Below are 26,492 nucleotides of genomic sequence, written 5' to 3'. Positions count from 1 at the left end.
TGGGCAGAATGGCCCATCACCCTCCCGACGGGCGCGCCTGATGCTGTTCGAGTGGTTGCTGGGTTCGTATCTGCTGCTGATCGACTGGCTGATCCGGCTGGTGGCGCTGTGCTGGATCCCCACCCGCACCACGCCGGGCGCGGCGCGCAGCTGGCTGCTGCTGGTCGGCTTCGTGCCGCTGCTGGGCCTGCCGCTGTACCTGCTGTTTGGCCACCCGTGGCTGTCGCGCGAGCGTATCCGCCGGCAGGCCGAGGCCTCGCAGGTGATCCGCGAGGAACAGGCGCTGCAGCGCCGGCTGCGCTGGACGCCACAGCCCGATTCGGCCAGTGCCGAAGTGGTGCCGCTGGTGCAGCGCCAGGGCGATTTCATGCCGGTGCACGGCAACGCGATCGATCTGCTGACCGACTACGACGAATCACTGCACACCCTGATCGCCGACATCGACCAGGCCCAGGACCGGGTGCACCTGCTGTACTACCTGATGTTCGATGACACGGTGGGCGAGGCCATCGTCGAAGCCCTGCAGCGTGCCGCAGCGCGTGGCGTGCAGTGCCGCGTGCTGCTGGATGCGGTGGGCGCCAAGCGCGGCCTGCGTGCGTACAGCAAGCGGCTGCGATCACGTGACGTCGAAGTGCGCGCGATGCTGCCCGGCGGCCTGCGCTGGCGCCGCAGCGGGCGCATGGACCTGCGCAACCATCGCAAGATCGCGGTGATCGACAACGAGGTGGGTTATGTCGGTTCGCAGAACCTGGCGCGGCCTGAATTCGTGGCCGGCCACCCCAACCGCGAGCTGGTGGCGCGCGTACGCGGGCCGGCGGTGGCGCATCTTGAAGCGGTGTTCGCCAGCGACTGGTACATCGAAACCGGACAGCGCCTGGATGTCATCGCCGACGTGCCGGTGTGCAGCGAGGACATCGCTACGCAGCTGCTGCCCAGCGGCCCGGCGTACCCCTACAGCAACGCGCGCGACGCGGTGGCCGCGCTGATCCATCTTGCCCGGCGGCGGCTGGTGATGGTGACGCCGTACTTCGTGCCCGACGAGGCAACCCTGAGTGCACTGCGCATCGCTGCATTGTCCGGCGTGCAGGTGCAGCTGATTCTGTCGGCCAGCAACAACCAGCGGCTGACCTCGTGGGCGCAGGAGGCCTACTACGATGAGCTGCTGCGCTGCGGGGTGCAGATCGCGCTGTACGAGCCGCAGTTCCTGCATGCCAAGCACATGAGCGTGGACGAGGACATCGCCGTGCTCGGGTCGATCAACATGGATATCCGCTCGTTCGCGCTGAATGCCGAAATCGGCCTGATCTGTTACGACCGTCAACTGGTCACGCAGCTGACCGCCATCGAGGATGACTATCTGCGCCAGTCGCGCCTGCTGGACCTGGAGCAGTGGCGCAAGCGCCCCGCGTGGCTGCGCAGCCGAGAGGGTATCGCACGGCTGGCCGATGCGTTGATGTAGGCCAGCACCAGCCGGGCAGGGTCGATGGCCTACAATCGGCGCATGACTGATTCACCGCGTAATGGCGAACTGGACCTGGCGATCATCGGTGGTGGTGCGGCCGGGGTGCTGGTGGCGATCCAGGTGTTGCGCCAGGCTCGGGCGCCGCTGGCGCTGGCCATCTTCGAGCCGACCTCGCAGCTGGCACAGGGCATCGCCTATGCCACGCCGTGGCCGGAGCACCTGCTGAACGTGCCGGCGGCGAAGATGAGCGCCTTCCCCGACCAGCCCGGCGACTTCCTCGATTACCTGCAGACGGCCAACGCCTACCCGGGCGAGGAGCGCGAGGTGCTGGGCGAACGTTACGTGTGCCGCCATTACTTCGCCGCCTACCTGCAGCAACGCCTGCGCGAGGCCGAAGCGACCAGCGCGGCGCGATTGCAGGTCATCGCCCAACCGGTGCTGGCGCTGCATGCCGATGACCACGGTTACCAGCTGCAGCTGGGCGATGGCCCAACGCTGCATGCAGCGCAGGCGGTGATCGCCACCGGCAACAGCATGCGGCCGCTGCCGGTGGACGGCGCCAATGCGCTGCTCGCCGATGACGTGGTCGAAGCCTGGGATTACGACGGCGTGCGCACGCTGGCCGGTGGCCATGCACTGGCCATCGTCGGCTCCGGGCTGAGCATGGCCGACACCGTACTGGCGCTGGCGGCCGCAGGTCACAGCGGGCCGCTGCACGTGATCTCGCGCCATGGCCTGCTGCCGTTGCCGCATGCACACGGTGGCCTGCCGGCGTTCGACCCGCAGGACCTGCTGCCGATGACCCTGCGCCAGCGCCTGCGTGAACTGCGCCAGCACGCACGGCAGGCACAGGCCGACGGCATCCCGTGGCAGGGCGTGATGGACCGCATCCGTCCGCACGGCCAGGCGCTTTGGCTCAGTCTGGGCGAGGCCGACCAGCGTCGCTTCCTGCGCCACGTGGTGCGCTACTGGGACGTACACCGACATCGCATCGCTGAACCAGTGGCCGAGCAGCTGCAGGCGCTGCAGGCCAGCGGCCAGCTGCGCGTCCACCGCGCCCGCCTGCAACGCGTGTGGCGCGACGGGGATGCCCTGCGGCTGTCGGGTCGCGAGGCGGGCGGTGGCAATGTGCAATGGATGATCGGTGCGGTGGTCAACGCCACGGGCGTGGAAACCCGCGCCTCGGCGCTGCGCACCCCCTTGTTGCAGCAGCTGCAGGCCGATGGACTGGCCCGTCCCGGTCCGCATGGGCTGGGCCTGGACAGCAGCGTGCCTGGCGACCGGCTGTGCGCAGCGGGTGGTCAGCCGCAGGCGCGCCTGGGCGTACTCGGCAGCCTGCGCATCGGCAGCCTGTGGGAAAGCCTGGCGGTGCCTGAACTGCGTCAGCAGGCGCAGGCACTGGCCGTGCAGGTGATCGCAGGAGCTGCGACGTCGATGCCGTAAAATGGAGGCATGGATGTCTCCCACTTGCTTGATGGCCTGAACCCGGCCCAGCGCGAAGCCGTCTCCGCTCCCCTCGGTCACCACCTGGTGCTGGCCGGTGCCGGGTCGGGCAAGACGCGCGTACTCACCCACCGCATTGCCTGGCTGCATGAAGTCGAAGGCGTGCCGACCCACGGCATTTTCGCGGTGACCTTCACCAACAAGGCCGCTGGCGAGATGCGCCATCGCATCGACGCACAGCTGCCGCATGGCAGCCGCGGCATGTGGATCGGCACCTTCCACGGCCTGGCCAACCGCCTGCTGCGCCTGCACTGGCAGGACGCCAAGCTGCCCGAAAGCTTCCAGGTGATGGATTCGGACGATCAGCTGCGGCTGGTCAAGCGCGTGGTACAGGCGCTGGAGCTGGATGACGGCAAGTACCCACCCAAGCAGATTGCCTGGTGGATCAACGCCCAGAAGGATGAGGGCCGCCGCCCGCAGCACATCCAGCCCGAGCCGAATGATGCGTGGCTGGAAACCATGCGCCAGGCGTATGCCGAGTACCAGGCGCGCTGCGACCGTGCCGGCCTGGTCGATTTCGCCGAGCTGCTGCTGCGCGCGCACGAGCTGCTGCGCGACAACCCGCCGTTGCTGTCGCATTACCGCGCGCGGTTCCGCGAGATCCTGGTGGACGAATTCCAGGATACCAACGCCATCCAGTACGCTTTCGTGCGCGTGCTGGCCGGGCATGAGTGCCACGTGTTCGTGGTCGGCGACGATGACCAGGCCATCTATGGCTGGCGCGGCGCCAAGGTCGAGAACGTGCAGGGCTTCCTACGCGATTTCCCCGGCGCGCAGACCATCCGCCTGGAGCAGAACTACCGCTCCACCGCCAACATCCTCAACGCCGCCAACGCGGTGATCGCGCACAACCCGGACCGCATCGGCAAGCAGCTGTGGACCGACAGCGGCGACGGCGACCCGATCGACCTGTACGCGGCGTACAACGAGATGGACGAGGCGCGCTACATCGTCGAGCGCGCGCGGCAGTGGGTGCGCGACGGTGGCAGCTATACCGAAGTGGCCGTGCTCTACCGCAGCAACGCGCAGTCGCGCGCGCTGGAAGAAGCGCTGCTGAGCGAACAGGTGCCGTACCGCGTGTACGGGGGCATGCGCTTCTTCGAGCGCGCCGAAGTGAAGGATGCGCTGGCGTACCTGCGCCTGTTGTCCAACCGCAACGACGACGCTGCATTCGAGCGCGCGGTAAACACGCCCACGCGTGGCATCGGTGACCGCACGCTGGACGAAGTCCGCCGCGAAGCACGCGCCCAGGGCATCTCGCTGTGGGAAGCCACCATGCTGGTGACCCAAGGCAGTGCATTGGCGGCGCGTGCGCGCAACGCGCTGGCCGGCTTCCTGGTGCTGGTCAATGAACTGCAGGCACAGACCCTGCAGATGACCCTGGCCGAGCGCGTGGACCATGTCCTGGTGCGTTCGCAGCTGCGCGAGCACTGGAGCAAGGAAAGCCGCAACGCGCTGGATTCGGAATCGCGTACCGACAACCTGGACGAGCTGGTGTCGGTGGCCTCGCGCTTCGTGCGCCGTGCCGACGACATCGAGGAAGTGGGCGAGGACATGGACGAGCTGGTCGCGTTCCTGGCCTATGCCGCGCTGGAAGCCGGTGAAGGCCAGGCGCAGGCGGGCGAGGAGGGCGTGCAGCTGATGACGCTGCACTCGGCCAAGGGCCTGGAATTCCCGCTGGTGTTCCTGGCCGGCGTGGAAGAGGGCCTGTTCCCCAGCGCACGGTCGCTGGAAGAAAGCGGGCGGCTGGAGGAAGAGCGTCGGCTGGCCTACGTCGGCATCACCCGCGCGCGACAGAAGCTGGTGCTGAGCTACGCCGAATCGCGGCGCATCCACGGCCAGGACAACTACAGCCTGCCGTCGCGCTTCCTGCGCGAGATTCCGCGCGAGCTGCTGCACGAAGTACGGCCGAAGGTGCAGGTCTCGCGACCGGCCTCGATGGGCGCAAGCCGGGTGATGGGTCACGCCGCCATCGAAGCGCCGCCGATCAAGCTGGGCGCGCTGGTCAACCATCCCAAGTTCGGCGAAGGCATGGTGACCGACTACGAAGGCAACGGCGCCCACGCACGTGTGCAGATCGAGTTCGCCGACGCCGGCAGCAAGTGGCTGGTGATGGCGTATGCCAACCTGACGGTGATCTGATCACCGCCGGGGTCGGATCCCTCCCGAAGAGAGGGCTCTGACTCCGGCGCGGTAGAAGGCAGCCGAGCATCGGCTCGGCTCTACAAAGGCGAGGGCTCATGACCCGCAACGTGCTCTTCCTCTGCAGCCAGAACCGCCTGCGCAGCCCGACGGCCGAGCAGGTGTTCGCCGAGTGGCCGGGCATCGAGACCGCCTCGGCCGGGCTGCTCGCCGACGCCGAAGAGATCCTCAGCCCCGAGCTTTTGCAGTGGGCCGACCTGGTGTTCGTGATGGAGCGGGCGCATCGCAACCGGCTGTCCAGCCGCTACAAGCCTTGGCTGAAGGGCAAGCGGGTGATCTGCCTGGATATCCCGGACGACTACGAGTACATGGACCCGGTGCTGGTGGAGCTGCTGAAACGGAAGGTGCCGCCCTTCCTGCGCTGAGCGCGGTCTTGTAGAGCCGAGCCCATGCTCGGCTGCTTCTGGTGGGAAAGAGCAGCCGAGCATGGGCTCGGCTCTACAATAGCGCCACATCTCCCAGGAACGCCCTCATGACCGAACCCACGCTGCATGTCACCGTGAAGTTGAACGCCAGGCTGCAGCCCGAGCATCGCCATGAGCTGTTCGAGGATCCGCTCGATGCGCTGCTGCAGGCGGCCGAACTGGGCGGGATCACCGGTGGCGGTACCGCGATGTCCGACGAAGGCGAAGTCGAATACGGCGATATCGAAGTGGCACTGGTCGATGCCGCGGGCGTGCCGAAGCTGATCGACCTGCTGGAGCAGCTGGGTGCACCGAAGGGTTCGCAGATACAGGGCGCAGGCGAGGCCGATCGCAGCTTCGGCGTGACCGAGGGCCTGGGCATCTACCTCGACGGCCTGACCTTGCCGGACGAGGTGTACGAGCAGTGCGATTCGAACCATGTGTTCGAACAGCTGTCCGAGCGCATCGATGGCTTGGGCGAGATCTGCAGCTGGTGGCAGGGGCCGAGCGAGACCGCGCTGTACATGTATGGTCAGTCGTTCGAGGCGATGCGTGAGGCGATCGCTGAATTCGTCAGCAGCTACCCGCTGTGCCAGAACGCACGCGTGGTGCAGATCGCCTGAGCGTAGGCCTCTACCGGTAGGTGCCAACCTTGGTTGGCACGATGTCGTCGGTCGCGGAGAGCAGCCGAGCATGGCTCGGCTCTACAGAAGGGCGTTACCGACTTGCGGCCTGCTGCGCGTTCTCGCGCAGGGCCAGGTGCTTGCCCAGCTGGTAGCCGCCATAGAACAGCACGAACGCGGCGGCCACGGCCAGAAGAATGGCCCGTGGGGTGATCCGTGATGTCGGCTTGCGGTCCTGCACGCGCGTGCTCCCCGATGGCGGCAGCGTGCCGCGCAGCCAGCATGCGCCGTGGGTGGCAGTCGGAGCAAGCTCGGCGCTAGGACATGGCCGGACCCTGCACCTGCTCCCAGTCCAGCCCGAACTTGGCCAGATACTTGCGCAGGCGGTCGGCGTCGTTGGTGCTGGCGCGCTGCGTGCGCGAGACCGCAAACAGCTCACGCCCGGCAGCGGACAGCGACTTCGCGCGTGCACAGACCCGCACCACCTCTTCCAGCTGCACGCGATCGAAACGGTCCAGCGTGTCCACGGCATCGCCCAACAGTGCATCCAGCGGTGACGGCGCATCGCCGCCGCGCCACTGCGCCTGCAGGCGCGCGATCTCGTCCTCCACGCCCTCGATCTGGATGCGCCCGGCACTCGCCAAGGTGGCCAGGCGCATGATCGACGCGCCCAGGTCGCGGAAATTGCCGCGCCACGCGGCTTCCGGGCTGGTGGCAAATGCGAGATAGCGCGTGCGTGCCTCGACGTTGAAACGTACCCGCGCATGCTGGTCCTTCGACCAGCGTTCCAGCTCGAACTCGATGTTCGGTTCGATGTCTTCCATGCGCTGGGCCAGGCCCGGCAGGCGATAGGTCCACAGGTTGAGGCGGGCCAGCAGGTCTTCGCGGAAGCGGCCTTCCAGCACCGACTGCTGCAGATCGCGGTTGGTGCCGGCGATCAGCTGGAAGTCGCTCTCCACTTCGCGGTCGCTGCCTACCGGCAGGAACCGCTTCTCTTCCAGCGCCCGCAGCAGCATCGCCTGTTCGTCCTGGCCGAGTTCGCCGATCTCGTCCAGGAACAGCAGTCCCTGGTGGGCTGAGCGCAGCAGGCCGGCACGGTCGCTGGAAGCACCGGTATAGGCGCCCTTGGTATGGCCGAACAGGGTGCTCATCGCACCGTCGCCGCGCAGCGTCGCGCAGTTCACCTCGACGAAGCGACCCGGCAACTGGTGCTTGAGCTTCTTCAGCTCGAACACACGCTTGGCCAGCTGGCTCTTGCCTGCACCGGTCGGCCCCATCAGCAGCATCGGCGCGCGCGAGCGGGTAGCCACCGTTTCGATCTGCTCGATCATGCGGTTGAAGGCCGCGTTGCGGGTGGCGATGCCGCCCTTCAGCAGGTCGCGGTCCTGCAGCTGCTGCTGGGCGAAGCGCTGGGCGATATGGTCGTAGCGCGATAGATCGAGGTCGATGACCGCGTACGTGCCGGCGGCGCCGTCCTGCTTGCGCGGCGGCGAGGTCTGCAGCAGGCGCCCAGGGAAGTGCCGGCTCTCGGTCAGCAGGAACCAGCAGATCTGCGCGACGTGCGTGCCGGTGGTGATGTGGACGTAGTAGTCCTCCTCCTCCGGCTGGAACGGATAGCTGGCGAGGAAGTCATGCAGGGTGGCGTAGACCCCCTCGAATTCCCACGGATCTGCCAGGTAGGTGTCGTGCCGCTGCACGCTGATGCCCGGCGCCGCCTGCACCAGATCCTCGCAGACCACCCGCGCCAGCTTGCTGTAGCGGCGCTCATCCAGCAGCAGCTCGATGCGGTCGGGCAGGAAATCCTCATGCATGCCCAGCGACACCGTCGGGCGCCACTTCTGCCAGCGCCCCGGGCCCTCGCCCGCGTCGAGCTGGGTGCCGAGCATGCCAAAGACCACCTGCCGACGCGCCATATCCATTCCTATAAAAGATGCGCCAGAAATATATATCGTTTCGCCGCGTCTCGCTGATCAAAATAGCTCGATTCAAGAGAAATTCCATGAAAATCAATCGCATGGATACTTGCGAGAAAAGTTGGCACGGCCATTGCTCTATATCCAGCAAGACACGACGCGGGCTGTTCCCGCCGAGGACATCAGCATGGCCAACCCTTCGCTCTTCTCCTGGATGCGCACGCCGCAGCCGCCGCAGGCAGACACCGTCAATGAAGCCGGTGGCCTGGCCTACCGCCGCGACCCGCGCGCAGCGCTGGCGCTGTATGCGGCCACCGGGTGCCTGAACAACACTTTCTACAGCGACGCCGAAGCGCAGCTTCAGCAGGTGCTGGCGCTGACCGCGCAGGTCGAGCCGCGCTTCATCGCCCGCACCGCGCTGTACGCCCGCCAGGTCGCACACATGAAGGACATGCCGGCGCTGCTGCTGGCGGTGCTCAGCCTGCGTGACCCAGAGGCGTTCGCTCTGGCGTTTCCGCGGGTGATCGACAACGGCCGCCAGCTGCGCACCTTCGTGCAGATCATGCGCAGCGGCCAGGTGGGGCGCCGTTCGCTGGGCTCGCTGCCCAAGCGCAGGGTGCGTGAGTGGATCCAGCAGGCGTCGGCGGAAACGCTGGTGCGTGCGGCGATCGGCCAGCAGCCGTCGCTGGCCGATGTGATCCGCATGGTGCACCCGAAGCCGGCCAACGCCGAGCGCAAGGCGCTGTATGCCTGGATCATCGGTCGCGCGTACGACGAGGCGCAGCTGCCGGTGGTGGTGCAGACCTACGAAGCGTTCAAGCGTGATCCGCGCGGGCTGCCGCCGGACCTGCCGTTCCAGTACTACAGCACGCTGCCGCTGGATGCGGCGCAGTGGTCGGCACTGGCCCGCAATGCATCGTGGCAGTCGATGCGGATGAACCTCAACACGTTCGCCCGCAACGGTGTGTTCGATGATCCGGCGATGGTGCAGGTGATCGCAGATCGCCTGCGTGATCCGCAGCAGGTGCGTCGTGCCCGTGTACTGCCGTACCAGCTGCTGATGGCGTTCCACGCGGGCGCTGGCCTGCCGTTGCCGATCCTGGAAGCGCTGCAGGATGCGATGGAGATCGCCACGGCATCGGCGCCGGCATTGCCGGGGCGGGTGGTGGTGGCGGTGGACGTGTCCGGTTCCATGCAGTCGCCGGTAACCGGCTACCGCAAGGGCGCCAGTACCGCGGCACGCTGTGTGGACGTGGCGGCGCTGGTTGCAGCCTGCGTGCTGCGCGGGCAGCCGCAGGCCAAGGTATTGCCGTTCGATACCGAGGTGCGCCACGTGCGGTTGAACCCGCGCGACAGCGTGATGACGTTGGCCCGCCAGTTGGCGATCAACGGTGGCGGTACGTCGGTCAGCGCACCGCTGCAGTACCTCAACCTGAAGCGCGAGCCGGTGGACCTGGTGGTGATGGTGTCGGACAACGAGAGTTGGCGCGACACCCGCACCGGCGGCCAGACCGCGACGATGCTGCAGTGGGACGCACTGAAGCGTCGCTGCCCACAGGCTCGGCTGGTGTGCATCGACCTGCAGCCGGTGGCCAGCAGCCAGACCGTGCAGCGCGGCGACGTGCTGCACATCGGAGGCTTCAGCGATGCGGTGTTCGACCTGATCGCGCAGTACGCCGCTGCGGCCGAGGACGGCAGCAGCTGGGTCCAGCGCATCCAGGACATGGCGTTGTAAGGCGGCAAGGATGTCGCCACGGACCGCCCGGCTGGCAATGGGGCCAGCCGGGCAGGGCCAGGAATTCGTTTTTGCGGTGAATGCTGGTGGAACTACATTGGTTGTCCCTTCGGGGTCGGGTTCGAGTCCCGCGTTTCCTGCCTGTCGTGAGGAAGCAGACGTTCCACTTCCCTTGTCACCGCACCTTTTCAAACGGCACCGGCAACGGCGCCGATGCTTCACCGCCGGCCGTGCGAATGCCGGAGGAACTACAGCCTCTTAAGCTCCAGGTCGCGGGTTCGACTCCCGCCTGCCGCGGCAACGCGGCGGTAGCTCAGTGGTAGAGCAGGATGTTCCTCCAGATTCTTGTCGTGCTGCCGGCACCTTCGCTTTCGTTGCGCGGGGAATGCAGGTGGAACTACATCGGAAGCCCTTCGGGGTCGGGTTCAAGTCCCGGCCGTCCTCCACGGCAACGTGGGCGACGGAATGTTCCACCACCTTTGTCACCGCACCTTCTTTGTTTTTGCTTTGGATGAAAGGAAACATCACCATGACCACCCTCAATTACGACGTGATCCAGCAGCCGGGTGCTGTACCGATCAAGCTGTGGACCCGCGGCGTGCCGCTGGAAGACCAGGCGCGCGAGCAGCTGCAGAACATCGCCAGGCTGCCCTTCATCCACAAGTGGATCTCAGTGATGCCCGACGTGCACCTGGGCAAGGGCGCGACCGTGGGTTCGGTGGTGCCGACCATCGGCGCGATCATTCCTGCGGCGGTCGGCGTGGACATCGGCTGCGGCATGATCGCGGTGCGCACCACGCTGGTTGCCAGCGACCTGCCGGACAACCTGTCGGCCGTGCGCAGCGCGATCGAGCGGGCGGTGCCGCACGGCCGCAGCGTGACCCGCGGTGGCCGCGACAAGGGCAGCTGGGACACGCCGCCCGAACTGGCGGTGGAAGGCTGGGCGCAGCTGGTGGATGACTTCGCATTGATCTGCGAGCGTCATCCGCGCCTGAAGAACACCAACAACCTCAAGCACCTGGGAACGCTGGGTACCGGCAACCACTTCGTCGAGGTCTGCCTGGATCAGGAGCAGCGCGTGTGGTTCATGCTGCACTCCGGTTCGCGTGGCGTGGGCAATGCCATCGGCACCTACTTCATCGAGCTGGCCAAGCAGGAAATGCGCCGCTGGATGATCAACCTGCCCGACCAGGACCTGGCCTACCTGCCCGAGGGCAGCCAGCACTACGGCGACTACGTGTTCGCAGTGGACTGGGCGCAGCGTTTCGCGCGCATGAACCGCGAGGTGATGATGCGCAACGTGGTGGCTGCGGTGCGCACGGTGATCAGCAAGCCGTTCGAGGCCGAGGCCGAGGCGGTGAACTGCCACCACAACTACGTGAGCCGCGAGACCCACTTCGGCAAGGACGTGATGCTTACCCGCAAGGGCGCGGTGAGTGCGCGCAAGGGCGAACTGGGCATCATTCCGGGCAGCATGGGAGCCAAGAGCTTCATCGTGCGTGGCCTCGGCAACGAGGACAGCTTCCACAGCTGCAGCCACGGTGCCGGCCGCGTGATGAGCCGTACCCAGGCGCGCAAGCTGATCACCGTGGATGACCACGCCAAGGCCACCGCGCACGTGGAATGCCGCAAGGATGCGGAGGTGGTGGATGAATCGCCGGCGGCCTACAAGCCGATCGAGGCGGTAATGGAGGCCCAGCGCGATCTGGTCGAGATCGTGCACACGCTGCGCCAGGTGGTGTGCGTGAAGGGATGAAGCAACCCGTGCGCGGCGTACACTGCGCCGCGCACGGCAGCAGGGCCCGGCATCGAAACAACGGGCATGGAGGAACAGACAGATGGACATGATTGAACTGGATGGCGGGCAGGGTGGCGGACAGCTGCTGCGCTCGGCACTGACATTGAGCCTGTGCACCGGCACAGGCTTCACGCTGCACAACATCCGCGCGATCCGGCGCAAGCCGGGATTGATGCGCCAGCACCTGACCGCGGTGAACGCCGCGGCGCGGGTCGGCAACGCGTGTGTGCACGGTGCGGAACTGGGCGCTACCTCGCTGCGCTTCGAGCCGGGGGCGGTGAGCGCTGGCGACTATCATTTCGCGACCGGCAGCAGCGGCTCGGCAACGCTGGTGCTGCAGACCGTGCTGCCGGCATTGTGGCGCGCGCAGGGGGCGTCGCAGCTGCGCCTGGAAGGCGGTACCCACAACCCACTGGCGCCCAGTGCGGACTTCATCGCCGAAAGCTATCTGCCGGCACTGCAACGGATGGGCGTGCAGGCGTCGATGCAGCTGCTGCAGCACGGCTTTCACCCGGCAGGCGGTGGCGTGATGGAGGTGCAGGTGCAGCCGTGCGCAGCGCTGCAGCCGCCGTCGCTGGAGGTGCGTGCGCCGTTGCAGGGAATCGAGGCACAGGTGCTGATGTCCGGCCTGTCCACCGGCATCGGCCTGCGCGAACTGCAGGTGCTGGCCGAGACGCTGGGCGTGGACCCGCATCCGCGCAACGTGCAGTCGATACGGCCGGCGCTGGGACCGGGCAACGTTGCCCTGGTGCGCGTGCGGCATGGCGACCACGTGGAGGTGTTCAGCGGGCATGGCGAGCGCAGTGTCTCCGCCGAGCAGGTCGGCGCGCGCCTGGCCGGGCAGGTGAAGCAGTACCTGGACGGCGCGGGTGCCGTTGGCGAGTACCTGTCCGACCAGTTGCTGCTGCCGATGGCGCTGGCGGGCGGCGGTGCGTTCACCACCCACGTGCTGAGCGATCACCTGGTCAGCAATGCGCGGTTGATCGAGAAATTCCTGCCGGTGGAATTCGACTGGCAACCGCACGAGGGTGGCTGGCGGGTGAAGGTGGAGGCCTGAGTGCCCGCCGCTACCGGAGCATCCCAGCCGCGTGTCGATCCTGGGCATGTTGCGCCGGCCGATGCCCGGCCGCGCATCGGCCGATCCACCCGCGCTGCGCAGACAGGCGTGCGCGCTGCCGGATTGATCCTGCGCAAGGCACGATCTCCACATCGGGTATGTAATGGTGTCGTTCCCACTGGGTAGATCATCGCGGAGCCCCACCATGTACAAGCGCATCCTGATCGCCACCGATGGCTCGGAGCTGGCCGACAAGGGCCTGGCCAAAGGCCTGGAGCTGGCCAAGGACCTCAACGCCGAGGTCGACATCGTCACCGTCTCCGAGCCATGGGCCGTCGGCATGTACGACGCCATGGGCTGGAGCGTGGGTTACATGAACAGCCCGGAGTACAAGGCCGACCGCGAGGAAGGCGCGCAGAAGGTGCTGCAGCCTGCCCTGGCCAAGGCGGTCGAGCAGGGCATCACCGCCAATCCGGTGCATGTGCTGGACCGCTATGCGGCCGACGGCATCATCGAGACGGCGGGCCAGCGCAACAGCGACCTGATCGTGATGACCTCGCACGGCCGCCGCGGCGTCACCCGCGTGCTGCTGGGCAGCCAGACCGCCGAGGTGCTGGCGCGCAGCACGCTGCCGGTGCTGGTCATCCGCTGATACAGAAGCGTTCCCGGGGAGGGGACCCGACGCCGGCCGCAGGATGCGCGCCGGCGTTGTTTTTTCCGGCGCCCGGCGGATAAGGCCACCGAAACATCCAGTAGATCCACCCCATGGGTGGATGGACATCGCCGATCGTCTTGATGGGGTCAGAGCCCTTTCCTGCGGAAAGGGATCCGACCCCGGTCACATCACCAGCTGTACAGCTTCCAGTACACCGGCGACACACCATCCTTGTCGTTGTCGAAGCGGCCATCGCCGTTCTTGTCGTACATGTAGAACGGCGCGCCGCGTGCCGGTGTCACCTTGACCATGCGCAGCTGGCCGGACACCCGGTACTCCTCGATGGTGTCACCGTTGTCCATGGTGCGCTTGGAGACATCGGCGCCCTTGACGTCCACCGGGGGCGCGCCGGCGCCGCCCATGCTGGCGCAGCCAGCGAGCAGGAGCACGGAAGCCAGCATCAGGGTTTTCATCGGCGGGGCCTTTGCCTGGAAAGAGCCTTGATTATGCCCCATCGTCGCGTCACTGCCGTGTCGCCTCGGTGCAGGCGTGGGCGCGTAGAATCGTCGCATGAGCAGATTAGTCCTGATCGACGGGTCCAGTTACCTGTACCGCGCGTTCCACGCGCTGCCGCCCCTGTCCAATGCACAGGGTGAGCCCACCGGCGCGCTGTTCGGCGTGGTCAACATGCTGCGCTCGACGCTGAAGGAACGCCCGGCCTACGTCGCGTTCGTCGTCGATGCCCCCGGCAAGACCTTCCGTGACGACCTGTACGACCAGTACAAGGCCAACCGCCCGCCGATGCCCGACGAACTGCGCAGCCAGGTCGAGCCGATGTGCCGCATCGTCGAAGCGCTGGGCATCAGCATCCTGCGCATCGATGGCGTGGAGGCCGACGATGTGATCGGCACCCTGGCCCTGCAGGGCGTCGCACAGGACCTGAAGGTCACCATCTCGACCGGCGACAAGGATTTCGCCCAGCTGGTCCGGCCGGGCATCGAACTGGTCAACACCATGACCGGCAGCCGCATGGATTCGGACGCGGCGGTGATGGACAAGTTCGGCGTGCGTGCCGACCAGATCGTCGACCTGCTGGCGCTGATGGGCGACACCGTGGACAACGTGCCCGGGGTCGAGAAGTGCGGGCCGAAGACGGCGGCCAAGTGGCTGGCCGAATACCAGCACCTGGACGGGGTGATCGCGGCCGCGCCGACCATGAAGGGCAAGATCGGCGAGAACCTGCGCGCCGCGCTGGAGCGCCTGCCGTTGAACAAGGAGCTGGTGACCATCCGCACCGATGTCGCGCTGGACGCCAGCCCGACCACGCTGGCCCTGCGTGATCCGGACGTGCCCACGCTGGGCGAGCTGTACCTGCGTTACGGCTTCACCCAGGCGTTGAAGGAACTGGGTGGGCCGGTACCAGCGCCTGCGGTGGCCAACGACGCGACGCCGAGCCTGCGTGGCACCGCGGCCGGCTTTGCCCGTGGCAGCGCCGAAGCGCCGCCGGCGGGCGAACTCGATCCGGCGCTGTCGGCGCCTGGCGAGTACGAGACCGTGCTGACCACCGAGCAGCTGCAGGCCTGGGTCGCACGCGTGCAGCAGGCCGATCTGATCAGCTTCGATACCGAGACCGATGCGCTGGATGCGATGCGCGCGCGGTTGGTGGGCATCAGCCTGGCGGTGGAGCCGGGCAAGGCCGCCTACATCCCGGTCGGCCATGACTATCCGGGCGCGCCGGCACAGCTGCCGCTGGCACAGGTGCTTGATGCACTGCGGCCGGTGCTGCAGGACCCGGCGAAGAAGAAGCTGGGCCAGCATGGCAAGTACGACCTGCACGTGCTGCGCCGCCATGGCGTGGACGTGCAGGGCTACCACGACGACACCATGCTCGAGAGCTTCGTGCTCAATTCCACCGCCACCCGCCACGACATGGATTCGCTGGCCCTGCGTTACCTGGGCTACAACACCATCAAGTTCGAGGAGGTGGCCGGCAAGGGCGCCAAGCAGATCTCGTTCTCGCAGGTGGGCATTGACGAGGCCAGCCGCTACGCCGCCGAAGACGCCGACATCACCCTGCGCCTGCACCACGCGCTGCAGCCGCAGCTGCTGGCCGAACCGACCCTGGACAGCGTGTACCGCAGCATCGAGATGCCGCTGGTGCCGGTGCTGACCAGCATCGAAGCCAACGGCGTACGGATCGACACCGACGAACTGCGCCGGCAGAGCCAGGACCTGTCCTCGCGCATGCTGGCCGCGCAGCAGAAGGCCACCGAACTGGCCGGACGCAGCTTCAACCTGGATTCGCCCAAGCAGCTGCAGGCGGTGCTGTTCGACGAGCTGAAGCTGCCGGCGGTGGTGAAGACCCCCAAGGGCCAGCCCAGCACCAATGAAGAGGCGCTGGAGGCGATTGCCGAGCAGCACGAGCTGCCGCGGGTGATCCTCGACTACCGTGGCCTGGCCAAGCTGCGCAGCACCTATACCGACAAGCTGCCGGAGATGGTCAACCCGGACACCGGCCGGGTGCACACCAGCTACCACCAGTCCGGCGCCGCCACCGGCCGCCTGTCCTCGTCCGATCCGAACCTGCAGAACATCCCGATCCGCACCGAGGATGGCCGCCGCATCCGCCGCGCGTTCATCGCCCCGGAAGGTTTCCAGCTGCTGGCGGCCGACTATTCGCAGATCGAGCTGCGGATCATGGCCCACCTGTCCGGAGACCCGGGCCTGGTGCGCGCCTTCGAGCAGGGCGCCGACGTGCATCGCGCCACCGCCGCCGAGGTGTTCGGCCGCACCCTGGAAGAAGTGACCAGCAACGAGCGTCGCGCGGCCAAGGCGATCAACTTCGGCCTGATGTACGGCATGAGCGCGTTCGGGCTGGCCCGCAACCTCGGCATCGACCGCGGCCAGGCGCAGGACTACGTGGCGCTGTACTTCAGCCGCTACCCGGGCGTGCGCGACTTCATGGAGCGCATGCGCGAGCAGGCCCGGGAGCAGGGCTACGTGGAGACCCTGTTCGGTCGCCGCCTGTACCTGAACGACATTCATGCACGTAACCAGGGCCTGCGTGCCGGCGCTGAACGTGCGGCCATCAATGCGCCGATGCAGGGCACGGCCGCCGACATCATCAAACGCGCCATGGTCGCGGTGGACCAGTGGCTGCGTGACAGCGGTGCCCCGGCGCGGATGATCCTGCAGGTGCACGATGAACTGGTATTCGAAGCCGAGACAGGATTCATTGAAGAGCTGCGCAGCAACGTCGTGCAGCACATGTCGCAAGCGGCACAATTGCGCGTGCCGCTGGTGGTTGATACCGGCACCGGCAGTAACTGGGATGAGGCGCACTGAGTCGCATTCAGGCCGAAAACGCCGTGAATTCGTTCATTTGCGTGATATTTCTGACTCGAACATGAATGTTTCCCTGAGGGGTGCTTATTAAATTGGGCCCCTTCACGAACCGTTAGTGTTCGGAGTGCTTCTATAACTCCCGACAGGCGCAACGCCTGTTGTGGATCTCTCCCATCCCCTGGAGCAGATCTCGGAACGGGGGCTCCTCCCCAAGCACCCGTTCCCCGGCCCCGTTGACCTCCCCCTGGTCAGCGGGGCTTTTTATTTGTGCGCTGCTGCGCCACGCTGGGCCATCGCTCAGCAGGGGAACCCGCAATGCCCGATCTGTTCGCCCTGGCAATGCCTTGGTGGGAATTCATCCTGCGCGCGGTGGTGGTCTATGCCGTGGTACTGGGCATGGTCCGGCTCAGCGGCAAGCGCGCGCTGGGGCAGGTCACGCCGTTCGACGTGCTGCTGATCGTGCTGCTCGGCAACGCGGTGCAGAACGCGTTGCTGGGCACCGATACGTCGCTGGCCGGTGGCCTGCTGCTGGCCGCCACGCTGATCCTGCTGAACTACGGCGTGGGCTGGATCACCGCCCGCAGCCGCCGCATGGAACGGCTGATCGAGGGCGAACCGGTGGTGATCGCGCGCAACGGCAAGCTCTTCGACAGCGTGCTGCGGCGCGAGCTGGTCAGCCGCGCCGATTTCGAGGTCGCCATGCGCCAGCAGAGCTGTATCGGCGTGGAAGAGGTGGAACTGGCCCTGCTGGAAACCAACGGCCACATCACCATCATTCCCAAGCGCAAGGACGATTGACGCGCGCCACAGCGTGGGCCGGAGGCAGTACTCCTGCGACCCACGCCGACACGGTTTACTGTTCGGCCGCCTGCGCCTTCATGCCCGCCCAGTCACGTGTGGCGTCCACATCGCAGGCTACATGGGTGCCCTTGCCGTCCTTGGCGCAGATCGCCGCCATCGTCTGCGGTACCTTGGGGTCGGCGGTGTGTGCATAGCCTGCGGCGAGCCCCAGGCAGCCATCGCGCACGCCGGCGCTGCACAGCTTGATGAAATAGGGCTGGGCCTGCGCCCACTTCTCGGCGTTGTGCAGTTCCTCACCCGCGACCTTGCAGCCAAGCAGCTTGCCGTCGTTGCAGCATGACGCGGCGCCGCCCTTGCGGGCCAGGGTCGGGCAGTCCAGCGGCTGCGGGATCTCCACGAATGCCGGCGGCGGCTGGCAGCTCGTCGCGGACTTGTCCATGCGCTGGTAGTAGCCGTAGCGGTTGTCCTTGTCCATCCCGGCCAGGGTTCCGTTGCTCAGTGGCTGCAGTACGAAATCGCTGCCGACGTCACGACGGATCAGGATCCTGCCGTCCTGCACGCGTGCGCGCAGGCGGGTGCCGACACCCTCCACTTCGACCAGGCCGGCATCCAGGAACCGCAGCGACGACAGCAGGCCAAGCTCGGCCTCGAAGCGGCCGCAGGGAAGCGCGGTAGCTGCGACCGGGGTCAGCGCCGACGGCGCCAGCGGGGTCAGCATCGCCAGGCCCTTGGCCGGGCCGCAGGCGTAGGTGCCCTCGCGCTGCGCGCACGAGCGCTGCAGGGCCTGCTGCGCCTGCTGCAGGCGTCCGCCGTTCCACAGCGCCTCGGCCACGTTGCTGCAGAACGACTCGCCCTGCTGCTGCGCGCACAGCGCCGCCAGTTCATCCAGCTGCGCTGCTGGCAGCGGTGCGTCCAGGGTCTGCTCCAGGCCCATCACCGCCCTGCCCATCAGCTCGCCGGCCATGGCCTTCATGACGGCCATGCAGGCTTCCCCCTCCTCGGGCGATGCGTCATCGCGGCAGTAGGGTGGCATCTGCGGCTCGGCCCGGGCACGCTGCGGTTGCGCCGCCGTGGCCTGGCGCTGGTAGGTCTCCTGCAACTGGGTGCAGGCCACCTCCACGCCCTCGCGGCACCAGGCGTGCAGCTGCGTGGGCGCGGCCTCGGGCAGTGCCTCCAGGCAGTCACTGGTGTCGGCCATGCAGCTGCCTTCGACCATCTCCGGTACCGGCTTGCAGGCGGCCGCTGCTTTCAGGTGGAACGTGTGGTACCCGCCGGTGACCGTGCGGTCGTTGTCGCTGAACTCCCAGTTCTCCAGGCGACCGGTGGACAGGTTGCCGGTGCCCAGCAGGTTGTCCTGGCGTACCAGCCGCAGCCGCTCCGTGGCCTGGTAGGGGCCCGAAAGGAAGCCGTGGGCTTCGCTTTCGATGGTCAGGCTGGCGTTGCCATCGTCCTGCAGGTAGGTGCCACAGGCCATCGACTGCGCGGCCACCGGCAGGCTGGGCACGGCCAGCGCGAGCAGCAGCATGAGGCGCCAGGTGGTCATCCGGCGGCGTGGGGAAACAACAACGGGCATCACGGTCTTCCTTGATTCAAGACAAGAGGGGGAAATGAAGCGGAGCACGCCGCAGCGCGGGCGGTGGTTCACACAACTGCCCGGATTGCGCAGCGGCAACGCGTGCAGCGTCCGGTGCCCGAAGCGCCTACAGCCAGTCGCGTGGCACCAGGTAATCGGCCAGGCGCGCTTCGGCGCTGCCGTCTTCCGGGGTAAACCCGTACTCCCAGCGCACGCGCGGGGGCAGGCTCATCAGGATGCTCTCGCTGCGGCCGCCACTCTGCAGGCCGAACAGCGTGCCGCGGTCGTAGACCAGGTTGAACTCGACGTAGCGGCCACGGCGGTACAACTGGAACTCGCGTTCGCGCTCGCCGTACGGCGTGTCCTTGCGCTGCTGCACGATCGGCAGATACGCATCGAGGAAACCATCGCCGACCGCGCGCAGGTAGGCGAAATCACGCTCGAAATCGCCGTGCAGGTCGTCGAAGAACAGACCGCCCACGCCACGTGTTTCGTTGCGATGGCGCAGGAAGAAGTACTCGTCGCACCAGCGCTTGTGCGCGGCGTAACGTTCGTCGCCGAAGGGCGCGCATAGATCGCGCGCGACCTGGTGCCAGTGCTGCACGTCCTCGTCGAACGGGTAGAACGGGGTCAGGTCGAAGCCACCACCGAACCAGCTGGCCACCACCTCGCCATCGCGCTGCGCCTGGAAGAAGCGCACGTTGGCATGGGTGGTCGGCACATAGGGATTGAGCGGGTGGAACACCAGCGACACACCGGTGGCGCGCCATGAGGCGCCGGCCAGCTCCGGGCGGTTGGCCGAGGCCGACGGCGGCAGCCGGCTGCCGGCCACGTCGGAGAAGCCGATGCCGGCCTGCTCGAACACCGCACCGTCGCGCAGCACGCGGGTGCGCCCGCCACCGCCCTCGGCACGCTGCCACAGGTCTTCCTGGAAGCGGGCCCGGCCATCGGCGGCCTCGATCGCCGCACAGATGCGGTCCTGCAGGTCGGTGAGGTAGGCGCGCACGCGCTCGAATTCGTTCATGGCGCGTACTTTACCGCAGGGCCCGGCCAGGCAAGCTCCCTTACTGCTTGTGGTTGGGGGTGCGTGGGGCCGGTCTGGTCCGATCCTCGTGCGCGGACTGTTCCTGGACCGCGCGGTCCAGAGCCTGGCCGAACTCCAGCAACCCCCAGTTGCGCGTCGCCAGCACGTCGCAGGCTACATGGCGGCCACTACCATCGGCCTCGCAGATGGCCTCAAGCATGGGGCGGGCGTCTACCCTGCTGCTGTTCTCCATGACGCTGACCAGGTTCTCACAGCCCTCGCGGATACCGGCCTGGCAGACCTTCTGGTAATGCTGGCTGGCCTCCACCCACTTCCCGTTCAGCGCGGCGCGACTGCCCAGCACGTGGCAGCCCTGCATCCTGCCGGCGGCGCAGCAGGCTTCGGCTTCACCGTCGATGGGCGCGCGCGGGCAGTCCTGCGGGAACGGAGTTTCGTCGAACACCAGTGGCGCGCTGCACTGTGCATTGCCCGGTTGCCGCTGGAACCGCTGGAAACGCGTCGAATCGTCCAGCCCCAGCAAGTCGCCGTTGGCCAACGGCTGCAGTACATAGTCAGCCCCACGCTCGTGGCGCATGCGGATCTGGCCGTCCTGTACGCGCGCGCGTACTCGCGAGCCGAAGCCAACCTCCACCATGCCACCGTCGCCGAAAGTCAGTTCGTCCATCAGCCCGCCGGAGGCCGCATAGTGGCCACAGGGCACGGCGGCGGCGGGGTGCTGCACCAGCGCTTCGCCCAGCTGCAGCAACGCGGACGCCTGACGGCACGATCGCTCGTCGCCGCCGTCGCAGGCCACCTGCAAGGCCGCCCGGCCTTGCTGAAAATTGCCGGCGGTCCACTGCAGCTTGGCGACATCCTCGCAGAAGCCACTTTCGCCCACCTTCGTGCAGAGCCCCTGCAGGCGTTGCAGCCGAGTATCCGACAGTGTGGGCTTGACTGCAGGCGAAAACACTTCAACCATGCTGGCCGCCATCGAGGCCGTGCGAATGGCGGTGTCGACTGCCTCGACGAGCTCGGGCCGCTCTTCCAGAATGGCCATGCAGGCCTCGGCGTCGGCAGCAGGGTCATCGTCGCGGCACTGGCGGGGGAAATCCATCTCGGCCATCGCCTTTTCCATGGTGGCCTGTATCACCGCGATCTGTGCTTCGGTCGGCGTATCGCTGCCGGGGGCCTGGTCGGCCTTGCGATAGCGATCGGGCAGGCGCTGGCAGAGTAGCGGAACGCCTTCGGCGCAGCCCGATTCCAGTGCCGGAAGGCTCAGCTCATGGTGGTTGTAGAGGCACTGCCGGGCGTCGGCCAGGCAGCTGCCGGGCGTATGTTCGACCGGGGGCAGGCACGCGGCCGGCTGGATCAGGCGGTAGCGTTTGCCGTCCCTATGCAGGGCGCGACCATCGCGCTGGACCTCCAGTTCAGAGACGAGGCCGAAGGTGAGATCAACCAGATTGAGGGTGCCTTCGCTGCGCTGGACAACGAAGGGCCGATCGGAGATGTAGCTGCCTTTCTCGACCCCGCGGTCAGGCCCATCCACGCGCAGCTGGTTGCCGCCGCCTTCGGCCTCGAAAACGCCGCAGCGTGGCAGGCCGGATGCGGCGGCCTGTTGGGCGCAAAGCAGCAGGGACAGCAACGCGATGCAGCGCGGAAGCCGGTTGCGCGGAGCGTAAGCAGACATGTCGAGGCCACAGCAGAAAGACGCGGGCCACGATAGCCAGCCCATCCCGATCCGCAATCAAATCCGCCAGAACGCAGGACCTGCCGTCGCGGCTTCAGCGCCGGGCGGGTCGTTCGCGACAAAACTGCGGGGCGCCCGGAGGACGTCGGTAACGCTGGTATCCGGTAAGCGCGTCCAGCCCCAGCAGATCGCCATTGGCCAGCAGGCCCAGCACGTAATCGGCGCCATTGTCGTGGCGTATGTGAAGGGTGCCGTCCAGCAGCAGCGCGCGCACGTCCTGCGTATCGACCCTGGCCCGCCCGGCATCGTCGAACGTGAGCGTGTCCAGGCTGCCACCATCGGCCTGATAGCGGCCGCACGGCACCTGCAGGAGCGGCACCAGGCGTAGATCGGCACCGAGTTCACGCAATGGTGCGGTACGTTCGCAGGCGCTGACGCGCCCCGCATCGCAGACCACCTGCAGGGCCTGCACCGCCAGCGCAGGTTCCAGCGCAATCAACTGTTGTTCGGCCACTTCGACGCAGAAGCGGCCACTGCGGTGCTGCAGGCACAGCTGCTGCAGGTGATCGCGTGCAGCGGCCCCAAGGCGCGAATCCAGTGTGTCTTCGTCTTCCTGCTGCAGGCGTTCACCTACCCGCTGCATGGCGGCAACCAGCGCATCATCGGTCAGCGCCTCGCACGCCCGTGGGTCATGCCCGGGCGTGTGTTCGCGGCAGACGGGCGGGCGCTCGAAGCGCGCGGGGCCGATGTCGTCGCTTCCCACCGCAGTCACTGCATCGCGCAGCTGTCGCAGCACCGTCGAGCAGCCCGCGCCAACGCCTTCGCTGCACGCGCGTTTGGCCTGGCCGGGCGAGGCCGTGGGCAGCTGCGCGATGCAGTGGCTGCCGGCGGCGCGGCAGCTGCCGTCCATCGCGGTGGGTTCGATGGCGCAGGCGCGCGCCTGGCGCAGGGTGTAGACCGTGACGACGTCGTCCTCGATGCGCTGCCCATCGGCACTGATCCGGATCGGCTCCGCCACGCCATCGTCGAGCATGACCAGCCGGGTCCGCGCCGCACTGCGATCGACCCACAGCGGCTCCGGCTCACTGATGTGGTTGTGGCGGTAGCCGGTACTGGGCGTGGTGAACACAAGCGCCATGCCGCCATCGGTACTGCGGTATTCGCCACACCGCAGCGCATCGGCACCGGCAGGCAGTGCGATGAGCAGGAACAGGGTGGGCAGGAAGTTCAACAAACGCATGCGACGGTCCTTGTCGTGCGGGAAAGAGATAGGGCTCAGCGGAAACGCGCGCGGATATCCGGCCGCAGCAGGCGCCAGCCCAGCCAACCCTGCAGCCCCGCGAACAAGACCGAGGTGCCGACCAGTGTCAGGGTGAACAGCACGCGCTGCACCTGCAGCTCATGCTGCGCTGTCGGGTCGCTGGCGAGCAGCGCGATGAATACCAGCAGCAGGCGGTCCATCCACCAGGCGATCACGAAGTTGGCCAACGCACTCAGGCCCAGCATCCACACGTAGGCCCACAGGCCCCATCGTCGCCCGCGCCACAGGCCCCAGCTGGCCAGGGTCGAGACCAGGCAGAGCAGGGCAACAAGCAGCGAGGTGGCCGCCGGGTGTTTCAGCATCCACCACAGGCTGCCGTCGAGCTGCTGCTCCCACGCCACTGTTACCAGCGTCATCCAGAACTCGGTGCGGGCCAGTGCAGCGGCCATCAGCGCCTGCGCGAGGAAGTAGAGGGTGACCAGCAGGCACAGCCAGAACGAGCCCTGCGCCATCGCGGCGACCCAGTTGTTGGGTGGCGGTGGGGTGGGCGCGGGAATCGGGGGAATCGAGGCTGACATCCGTTGTCCGGGTGAGCGATGCCCGCCTCGTCAGCGGGCCGTCGCCAGGGCAGCGACCGCTGGCAGGATATGGTGTTCGCTCAAGGGTGCCAAGGGCCGGCCGTGCGGCGGCTGCAGCGGTACCCAGGCCAGTTCGGCGATCTCCGCACGTGCGCACGGCTCACCTTCGATCCACACCCGCCAGGCCTGTGCCTGCACGCGGTGGCCGGGCTCGTTCACCGCCCAGTCCTCGAACGTGCCCAACGGCAGCGCCGAGGCGGCATCCAACCGCACGCCCAGTTCCTCGTGCAGTTCGCGTGCCAGTGCCTGCAGCGGCGCCTCGCCCGGGTCGGGCTTGCCGCCCGGCTGGATGAAGCGGCTGGCACCGTGCTTGCGCACCACCAGCGCCCGGCCGCGATCATCGAGGATGACCGCGGCCACGATGTGGATCGTGGCCGCGGCAGCACTCACTTCAGGTTCTGCTCGAACAGCTTGAGGATGCGCTTGTACTGGTCCAGCCAGGAGTCGGCACGCACGTAGCCGTGGCGCTCCAGCGGGTACGGCGCGATCGACCAGTTGTCCTTGTGCAGCTCGATCAGGCGCTGGGTCAGGTTCACCGAATCCTGGAAGAACACGTTGTCGTCCATCATGCCGTGGGCGATCAGCAGGTTGTCCTGCAGGTTCTGCGCGTACTCGATCGGCGACGACACGCGGTACGCCTCCGGATCGATGTCCGGGGTGTTGAGGATGTTGCTGGTGTAGCCGTGGTTGTACTGGTGCCAGTCGACCACCGGGCGCAGCGCGGCACCGGCCTTGAACGTGCCCGGCGAGCGGAACAGCGCCATGAAGGTCATGAAACCGCCATAGGAACCGCCGTAGATGCCGGCATGGTCACGGTCACCCTGCTGGGTGTCGACCAGCCAATCCAGGCCGTCCTTGTAGTCTTCCAGTTCCGGATGGCCCATGTTGCGGTAGATCGCCGTGCGCCAGTCGCGGCCATAGCCCTCGCTGCCGCGGTAGTCCATGTCCAGCACGATGTAGCCCTTCTGCACCAGCAGGTTGTGGAACATCTGCTCGCGGAAGTAGGCCGGGTAGCGCTGGTGCACGTTCTGCAGGTAGCCGGCACCGTGCACGAACATCACGATCGGGTACTTCTTCCCCGGTTCCTTGTTTTCCGGCTCGTAGTACTTGGCCCAGACCACGCCGGCGCCGTGCTTGGACGGCACCGCCACCAGCTTCGGCTGGACCCACTGGCGCGCCTTGTACTCGGCGGTGCGGGTATCGGTCAGCACGCGCGCCTGGCCAGCGCCGGTGCTCGGCACCACCGCCAGCTGCGCAGGCAGGTAGGCACCGGAGTAGCGCACCAGCAGCTGCTGGCCGTCCGGCGACAGCGAGAAGTCTTCCACGCCATTGAGGTTGGTCAGCTCGCGCACCTGGCGGGCGGCGGTATCGACCGCGCAGACTTCGTAGTCATGCGGGGCCTGCTGGTTGCACAGGAAGTAGAAGCCCTTGCCGTCCGCCGACAGCACCGGCGCCGAGGTCTCCCACTTGCCACTGGTCAACGCCTGCGGCTTGCTGCCACCGGCCTGGGTGTACAGGTGCGAGAAGCCCGATTCCTCGGACAGCAGCCACAGCGTGCGGCCATCGGCCATCCAGCCGAAATCGTTGAAGCCCCAGTTGATCCAGGCGTTGTCGGTCAGCCGGTGGCGGTTCTGCACGCGGCCGTCGGCAGCGGCAACGCTGACGATCCAGCGATCCTTGTTGTCGTTGGCGCGCAGCATCACCGCGGCCTGCTGGCCATCAGCGCTCCAGCGGATGCCACCGCCCATGAAGTCGCTCATCACCTGCACACTGCGCTCGCCCTTCAGCGCGTCCTTGCCGGCCTTGCGGCGCAGCTCGGCCAGCGGATCGGTGCCGATGCCCGGCAGGCTGGACAGCGACAGCTTCTCGGCCTTGCCGCTGCGTACATCCACGAACCACAGGGTGTGCGGCTCGAAGCCGTTGCGGCCGACGCGGGTGCGGGTGTCCTCGGTTTCCTCGTAGCCCGACTCGGTCACGTACAGCGGCATCTTGCCGCCGCGGCCGTCATCGAAGTCCTTCGGCTTGGTGGTCACGATCAGGTGGCCCAGGTCCGGCGACAGCACGCTGTCGACGATCTCCACGTCGGCGCCGAGGAACACCGGGCCAGGTGCGCGGGTCGGGTCGGCCTGGCGCCAGCGCTGGTCCTGGTCCTTCAGCGCCTCGCGCTGTTCGCGGTCGCGGCGCAGGGTTTCCAGCGTGCGCAGCTGCTGGTCGCGCAGCACGTCGGCCTTCGGCGGCGTGCTCGGATCCTTGTCGGCCTTCAGGCTGGCCACCTGCTGCACACCGCTGGCGGCGGTCCAGTGGAACCAGTTCTGGCCGACGCGCCAGATCACGCCGTTGTCGGCAGCGAAGTTCACACCGGCAGCGCGTTCGTTGCTGCGGGTCAGCTGGGTCAGCGCGCCGCTGCGCAGGTCGCGGACGAACACGTCGCCGTTGCGCACGAAGGCGCTGCGGCTGCGGCTGCGGTCATAGACCGGATCGGCCACGTCGAGGCTGCCGCGCTGGTCATCGGCCACCTGTGCGGCCACGCCACCGGCCACCGGCTGGCGGAAGGTGTCGCGCACCGGGCTGCCGTTGCGCTTGAGCTGGTATTCCACCTGCTGGCTGTTCCACGACCACCAGGCCTTCTCCACCGGCGGACCGATCCAGTCCGGATCGGCCATGGCCTGTTCGATGGTGATCGGCGTCGGCGCGGCCTGGGCGGCCGGAGCGGCCAGCACGGCAGACAGCAGGAGGGACAGGGGCAGCACTCGGGACATGGGCGGACAGCACCAGAAGAGGAAACCGGGCAAGCGTAGCAGCCGCAAGGGC

At 67.3% G+C, this 26,492-nt stretch carries 21 protein-coding genes; 11 read left to right on the top strand and 10 right to left on the bottom strand.

All coding sequences use genetic code 11. The features are described from left to right. Positions 1–40 precede the first annotated feature (40 nt). From cls to AC13GI_RS07425, 5 genes are all read left to right on the top strand, one after another. A complete protein-coding gene (cls, locus tag AC13GI_RS07445; protein ID WP_482995945.1) occupies positions 41–1,459 on the top strand; it encodes a cardiolipin synthase in 1,419 nt (472 codons plus the stop codon). A 24-nt stretch (positions 1,460–1,483) separates the two neighbouring features. Continuing rightward, entirely contained in the window at positions 1,484–2,905 is a 1,422-nt protein-coding gene (locus tag AC13GI_RS07440; protein WP_482995944.1) for an FAD/NAD(P)-binding protein, read from the top strand. 9 nt (positions 2,906–2,914) lie between these two features. Next, positions 2,915–5,107: a DNA helicase II gene (uvrD, locus tag AC13GI_RS07435; protein ID WP_482995943.1), complete on the top strand. Its 2,193-nt coding sequence runs from the start codon at positions 2,915–2,917 to the stop codon at positions 5,105–5,107. Positions 5,108–5,205: 98 nt separating this feature from the next. Next, the gene (locus AC13GI_RS07430; protein ID WP_099819909.1) at positions 5,206–5,532 is read left to right on the top strand and encodes a low molecular weight protein tyrosine phosphatase family protein; all 327 of its coding nucleotides are present in this window, start codon (positions 5,206–5,208) and stop codon (positions 5,530–5,532) included. 107 nt (positions 5,533–5,639) lie between these two features. Next, positions 5,640–6,194, top strand: coding sequence for a hypothetical protein (locus tag AC13GI_RS07425; protein WP_205404547.1), 555 nt, complete (start codon positions 5,640–5,642; stop codon positions 6,192–6,194). A gap of 94 nt (positions 6,195–6,288) precedes the next feature. On the opposite strand, the gene AC13GI_RS07420 is transcribed toward AC13GI_RS07425, so the two are convergent. Both AC13GI_RS07420 and rtcR read right to left on the bottom strand, forming a co-directional pair. Then, complete coding sequence (locus tag AC13GI_RS07420) at positions 6,289–6,435, bottom strand: hypothetical protein (protein ID WP_164745102.1); 147 nt, start codon at positions 6,433–6,435, stop codon at positions 6,289–6,291. A 76-nt stretch (positions 6,436–6,511) separates the two neighbouring features. Beyond that, positions 6,512–8,107: an RNA repair transcriptional activator RtcR gene (gene rtcR, locus AC13GI_RS07415; RefSeq protein WP_482995942.1), complete on the bottom strand. Its 1,596-nt coding sequence runs from the start codon at positions 8,105–8,107 to the stop codon at positions 6,512–6,514. A gap of 187 nt (positions 8,108–8,294) precedes the next feature. On the opposite strand from rtcR, the gene AC13GI_RS07410 reads away from it, so the two are divergent. The 4 genes from AC13GI_RS07410 (at position 8,295) to AC13GI_RS07395 (ending at position 13,349) form a co-directional block, all read left to right on the top strand. Beyond that, the gene (locus AC13GI_RS07410) at positions 8,295–9,842 is read left to right on the top strand and encodes an RNA-binding protein (RefSeq protein ID WP_482995941.1); all 1,548 of its coding nucleotides are present in this window, start codon (positions 8,295–8,297) and stop codon (positions 9,840–9,842) included. Positions 9,843–10,371: 529 nt separating this feature from the next. After that, a complete protein-coding gene (locus AC13GI_RS07405) occupies positions 10,372–11,598 on the top strand; it encodes an RtcB family protein (RefSeq protein WP_099819905.1) in 1,227 nt (408 codons plus the stop codon). 82 nt (positions 11,599–11,680) lie between these two features. Then, positions 11,681–12,697, top strand: a complete 1,017-nt coding sequence (rtcA, locus tag AC13GI_RS07400; protein ID WP_482995940.1) for an RNA 3'-terminal phosphate cyclase — start codon at positions 11,681–11,683, stop codon at positions 12,695–12,697. Positions 12,698–12,902: 205 nt separating this feature from the next. Beyond that, positions 12,903–13,349, top strand: a complete 447-nt coding sequence (locus tag AC13GI_RS07395) for a universal stress protein (protein ID WP_482995939.1) — start codon at positions 12,903–12,905, stop codon at positions 13,347–13,349. Positions 13,350–13,540: 191 nt separating this feature from the next. Here AC13GI_RS07395 and AC13GI_RS07390 read toward each other — a convergent pair whose 3' ends face one another. After that, the gene (locus AC13GI_RS07390; protein ID WP_099819903.1) at positions 13,541–13,825 is read right to left on the bottom strand and encodes a DUF2782 domain-containing protein; all 285 of its coding nucleotides are present in this window, start codon (positions 13,823–13,825) and stop codon (positions 13,541–13,543) included. Positions 13,826–13,922: 97 nt separating this feature from the next. Between AC13GI_RS07390 and polA the strand changes: the two genes are divergently transcribed. Together polA and AC13GI_RS07380 are read left to right on the top strand one after the other, a co-directional pair. Then, positions 13,923–16,697 (top strand): DNA polymerase I, encoded by a 2,775-nt coding sequence (gene polA, locus AC13GI_RS07385; RefSeq protein ID WP_099819902.1) that lies wholly within the window; start codon positions 13,923–13,925, stop codon positions 16,695–16,697. Positions 16,698–17,012: 315 nt separating this feature from the next. Beyond that, the gene (locus AC13GI_RS07380; RefSeq protein ID WP_089237785.1) at positions 17,013–17,495 is read left to right on the top strand and encodes a DUF421 domain-containing protein; all 483 of its coding nucleotides are present in this window, start codon (positions 17,013–17,015) and stop codon (positions 17,493–17,495) included. Positions 17,496–17,550: 55 nt separating this feature from the next. Here AC13GI_RS07380 and AC13GI_RS07375 read toward each other — a convergent pair whose 3' ends face one another. The 7 genes from AC13GI_RS07375 to AC13GI_RS07345 form a co-directional block, all read right to left on the bottom strand. Then, a complete protein-coding gene (locus AC13GI_RS07375; RefSeq protein WP_482995938.1) occupies positions 17,551–19,071 on the bottom strand; it encodes a hypothetical protein in 1,521 nt (506 codons plus the stop codon). Positions 19,072–19,198: 127 nt separating this feature from the next. After that, the gene (hemF, locus tag AC13GI_RS07370) at positions 19,199–20,095 is read right to left on the bottom strand and encodes an oxygen-dependent coproporphyrinogen oxidase (RefSeq protein WP_482995937.1); all 897 of its coding nucleotides are present in this window, start codon (positions 20,093–20,095) and stop codon (positions 19,199–19,201) included. 40 nt (positions 20,096–20,135) lie between these two features. Further along, on the bottom strand, positions 20,136–21,737 hold the full coding sequence (locus AC13GI_RS07365; RefSeq protein ID WP_482995936.1) for a hypothetical protein: 1,602 nt from the start codon (positions 21,735–21,737) through the stop codon (positions 20,136–20,138). A gap of 139 nt (positions 21,738–21,876) precedes the next feature. Next, positions 21,877–23,022, bottom strand: a complete 1,146-nt coding sequence (locus tag AC13GI_RS07360; protein ID WP_482995935.1) for a hypothetical protein — start codon at positions 23,020–23,022, stop codon at positions 21,877–21,879. A 35-nt stretch (positions 23,023–23,057) separates the two neighbouring features. Then, a complete protein-coding gene (locus AC13GI_RS07355) occupies positions 23,058–23,621 on the bottom strand; it encodes a hypothetical protein (RefSeq protein WP_380653824.1) in 564 nt (187 codons plus the stop codon). 30 nt (positions 23,622–23,651) lie between these two features. Then, complete coding sequence (locus AC13GI_RS07350) at positions 23,652–24,071, bottom strand: NUDIX hydrolase (RefSeq protein WP_099819896.1); 420 nt, start codon at positions 24,069–24,071, stop codon at positions 23,652–23,654. Continuing rightward, a complete protein-coding gene (locus AC13GI_RS07345; RefSeq protein WP_482995934.1) occupies positions 24,068–26,440 on the bottom strand; it encodes a S9 family peptidase in 2,373 nt (790 codons plus the stop codon). Before AC13GI_RS07345 ends, AC13GI_RS07350 begins: the two co-directional genes overlap by 4 nt. Positions 26,441–26,492: the final 52 nt, after the last annotated feature.

The organism is Stenotrophomonas sp. 82F1, assembly GCF_056861525.1.
This window is presented reverse-complemented; position numbering and strand designations above follow the sequence as displayed.

Bases quoted from the DNA above. Each gene is read 5' to 3' on its own strand.
- AC13GI_RS07380 (WP_089237785.1), top strand. From the start codon at position 17,013: ATGCCCGATCTGTTCGCCCTGGCAATGCCTTGGTGGGAATTCATCCTG.
- AC13GI_RS07410 (WP_482995941.1), top strand. From the start codon at position 8,295: ATGGCCAACCCTTCGCTCTTCTCCTGGATGCGCACGCCGCAGCCGCCG.
- hemF (WP_482995937.1), bottom strand. From the start codon at position 20,095: ATGAACGAATTCGAGCGCGTGCGCGCCTACCTCACCGACCTGCAGGAC.
- rtcR (WP_482995942.1), bottom strand. From the start codon at position 8,107: ATGGCGCGTCGGCAGGTGGTCTTTGGCATGCTCGGCACCCAGCTCGAC.
- AC13GI_RS07405 (WP_099819905.1), top strand. From the start codon at position 10,372: ATGACCACCCTCAATTACGACGTGATCCAGCAGCCGGGTGCTGTACCG.
- cls (WP_482995945.1), top strand. From the start codon at position 41: ATGCTGTTCGAGTGGTTGCTGGGTTCGTATCTGCTGCTGATCGACTGG.
- AC13GI_RS07390 (WP_099819903.1), bottom strand. From the start codon at position 13,825: ATGAAAACCCTGATGCTGGCTTCCGTGCTCCTGCTCGCTGGCTGCGCC.
- polA (WP_099819902.1), top strand. From the start codon at position 13,923: ATGAGCAGATTAGTCCTGATCGACGGGTCCAGTTACCTGTACCGCGCG.
- AC13GI_RS07355 (WP_380653824.1), bottom strand. From the start codon at position 23,621: ATGTCAGCCTCGATTCCCCCGATTCCCGCGCCCACCCCACCGCCACCC.
- AC13GI_RS07430 (WP_099819909.1), top strand. From the start codon at position 5,206: ATGACCCGCAACGTGCTCTTCCTCTGCAGCCAGAACCGCCTGCGCAGC.
- AC13GI_RS07395 (WP_482995939.1), top strand. From the start codon at position 12,903: ATGTACAAGCGCATCCTGATCGCCACCGATGGCTCGGAGCTGGCCGAC.
- rtcA (WP_482995940.1), top strand. From the start codon at position 11,681: ATGGACATGATTGAACTGGATGGCGGGCAGGGTGGCGGACAGCTGCTG.
- AC13GI_RS07360 (WP_482995935.1), bottom strand. From the start codon at position 23,022: ATGCGTTTGTTGAACTTCCTGCCCACCCTGTTCCTGCTCATCGCACTG.
- uvrD (WP_482995943.1), top strand. From the start codon at position 2,915: ATGGATGTCTCCCACTTGCTTGATGGCCTGAACCCGGCCCAGCGCGAA.
- AC13GI_RS07375 (WP_482995938.1), bottom strand. From the start codon at position 19,071: ATGCCCGTTGTTGTTTCCCCACGCCGCCGGATGACCACCTGGCGCCTC.
- AC13GI_RS07425 (WP_205404547.1), top strand. From the start codon at position 5,640: ATGACCGAACCCACGCTGCATGTCACCGTGAAGTTGAACGCCAGGCTG.
- AC13GI_RS07345 (WP_482995934.1), bottom strand. From the start codon at position 26,440: ATGTCCCGAGTGCTGCCCCTGTCCCTCCTGCTGTCTGCCGTGCTGGCC.
- AC13GI_RS07440 (WP_482995944.1), top strand. From the start codon at position 1,484: ATGGCCTACAATCGGCGCATGACTGATTCACCGCGTAATGGCGAACTG.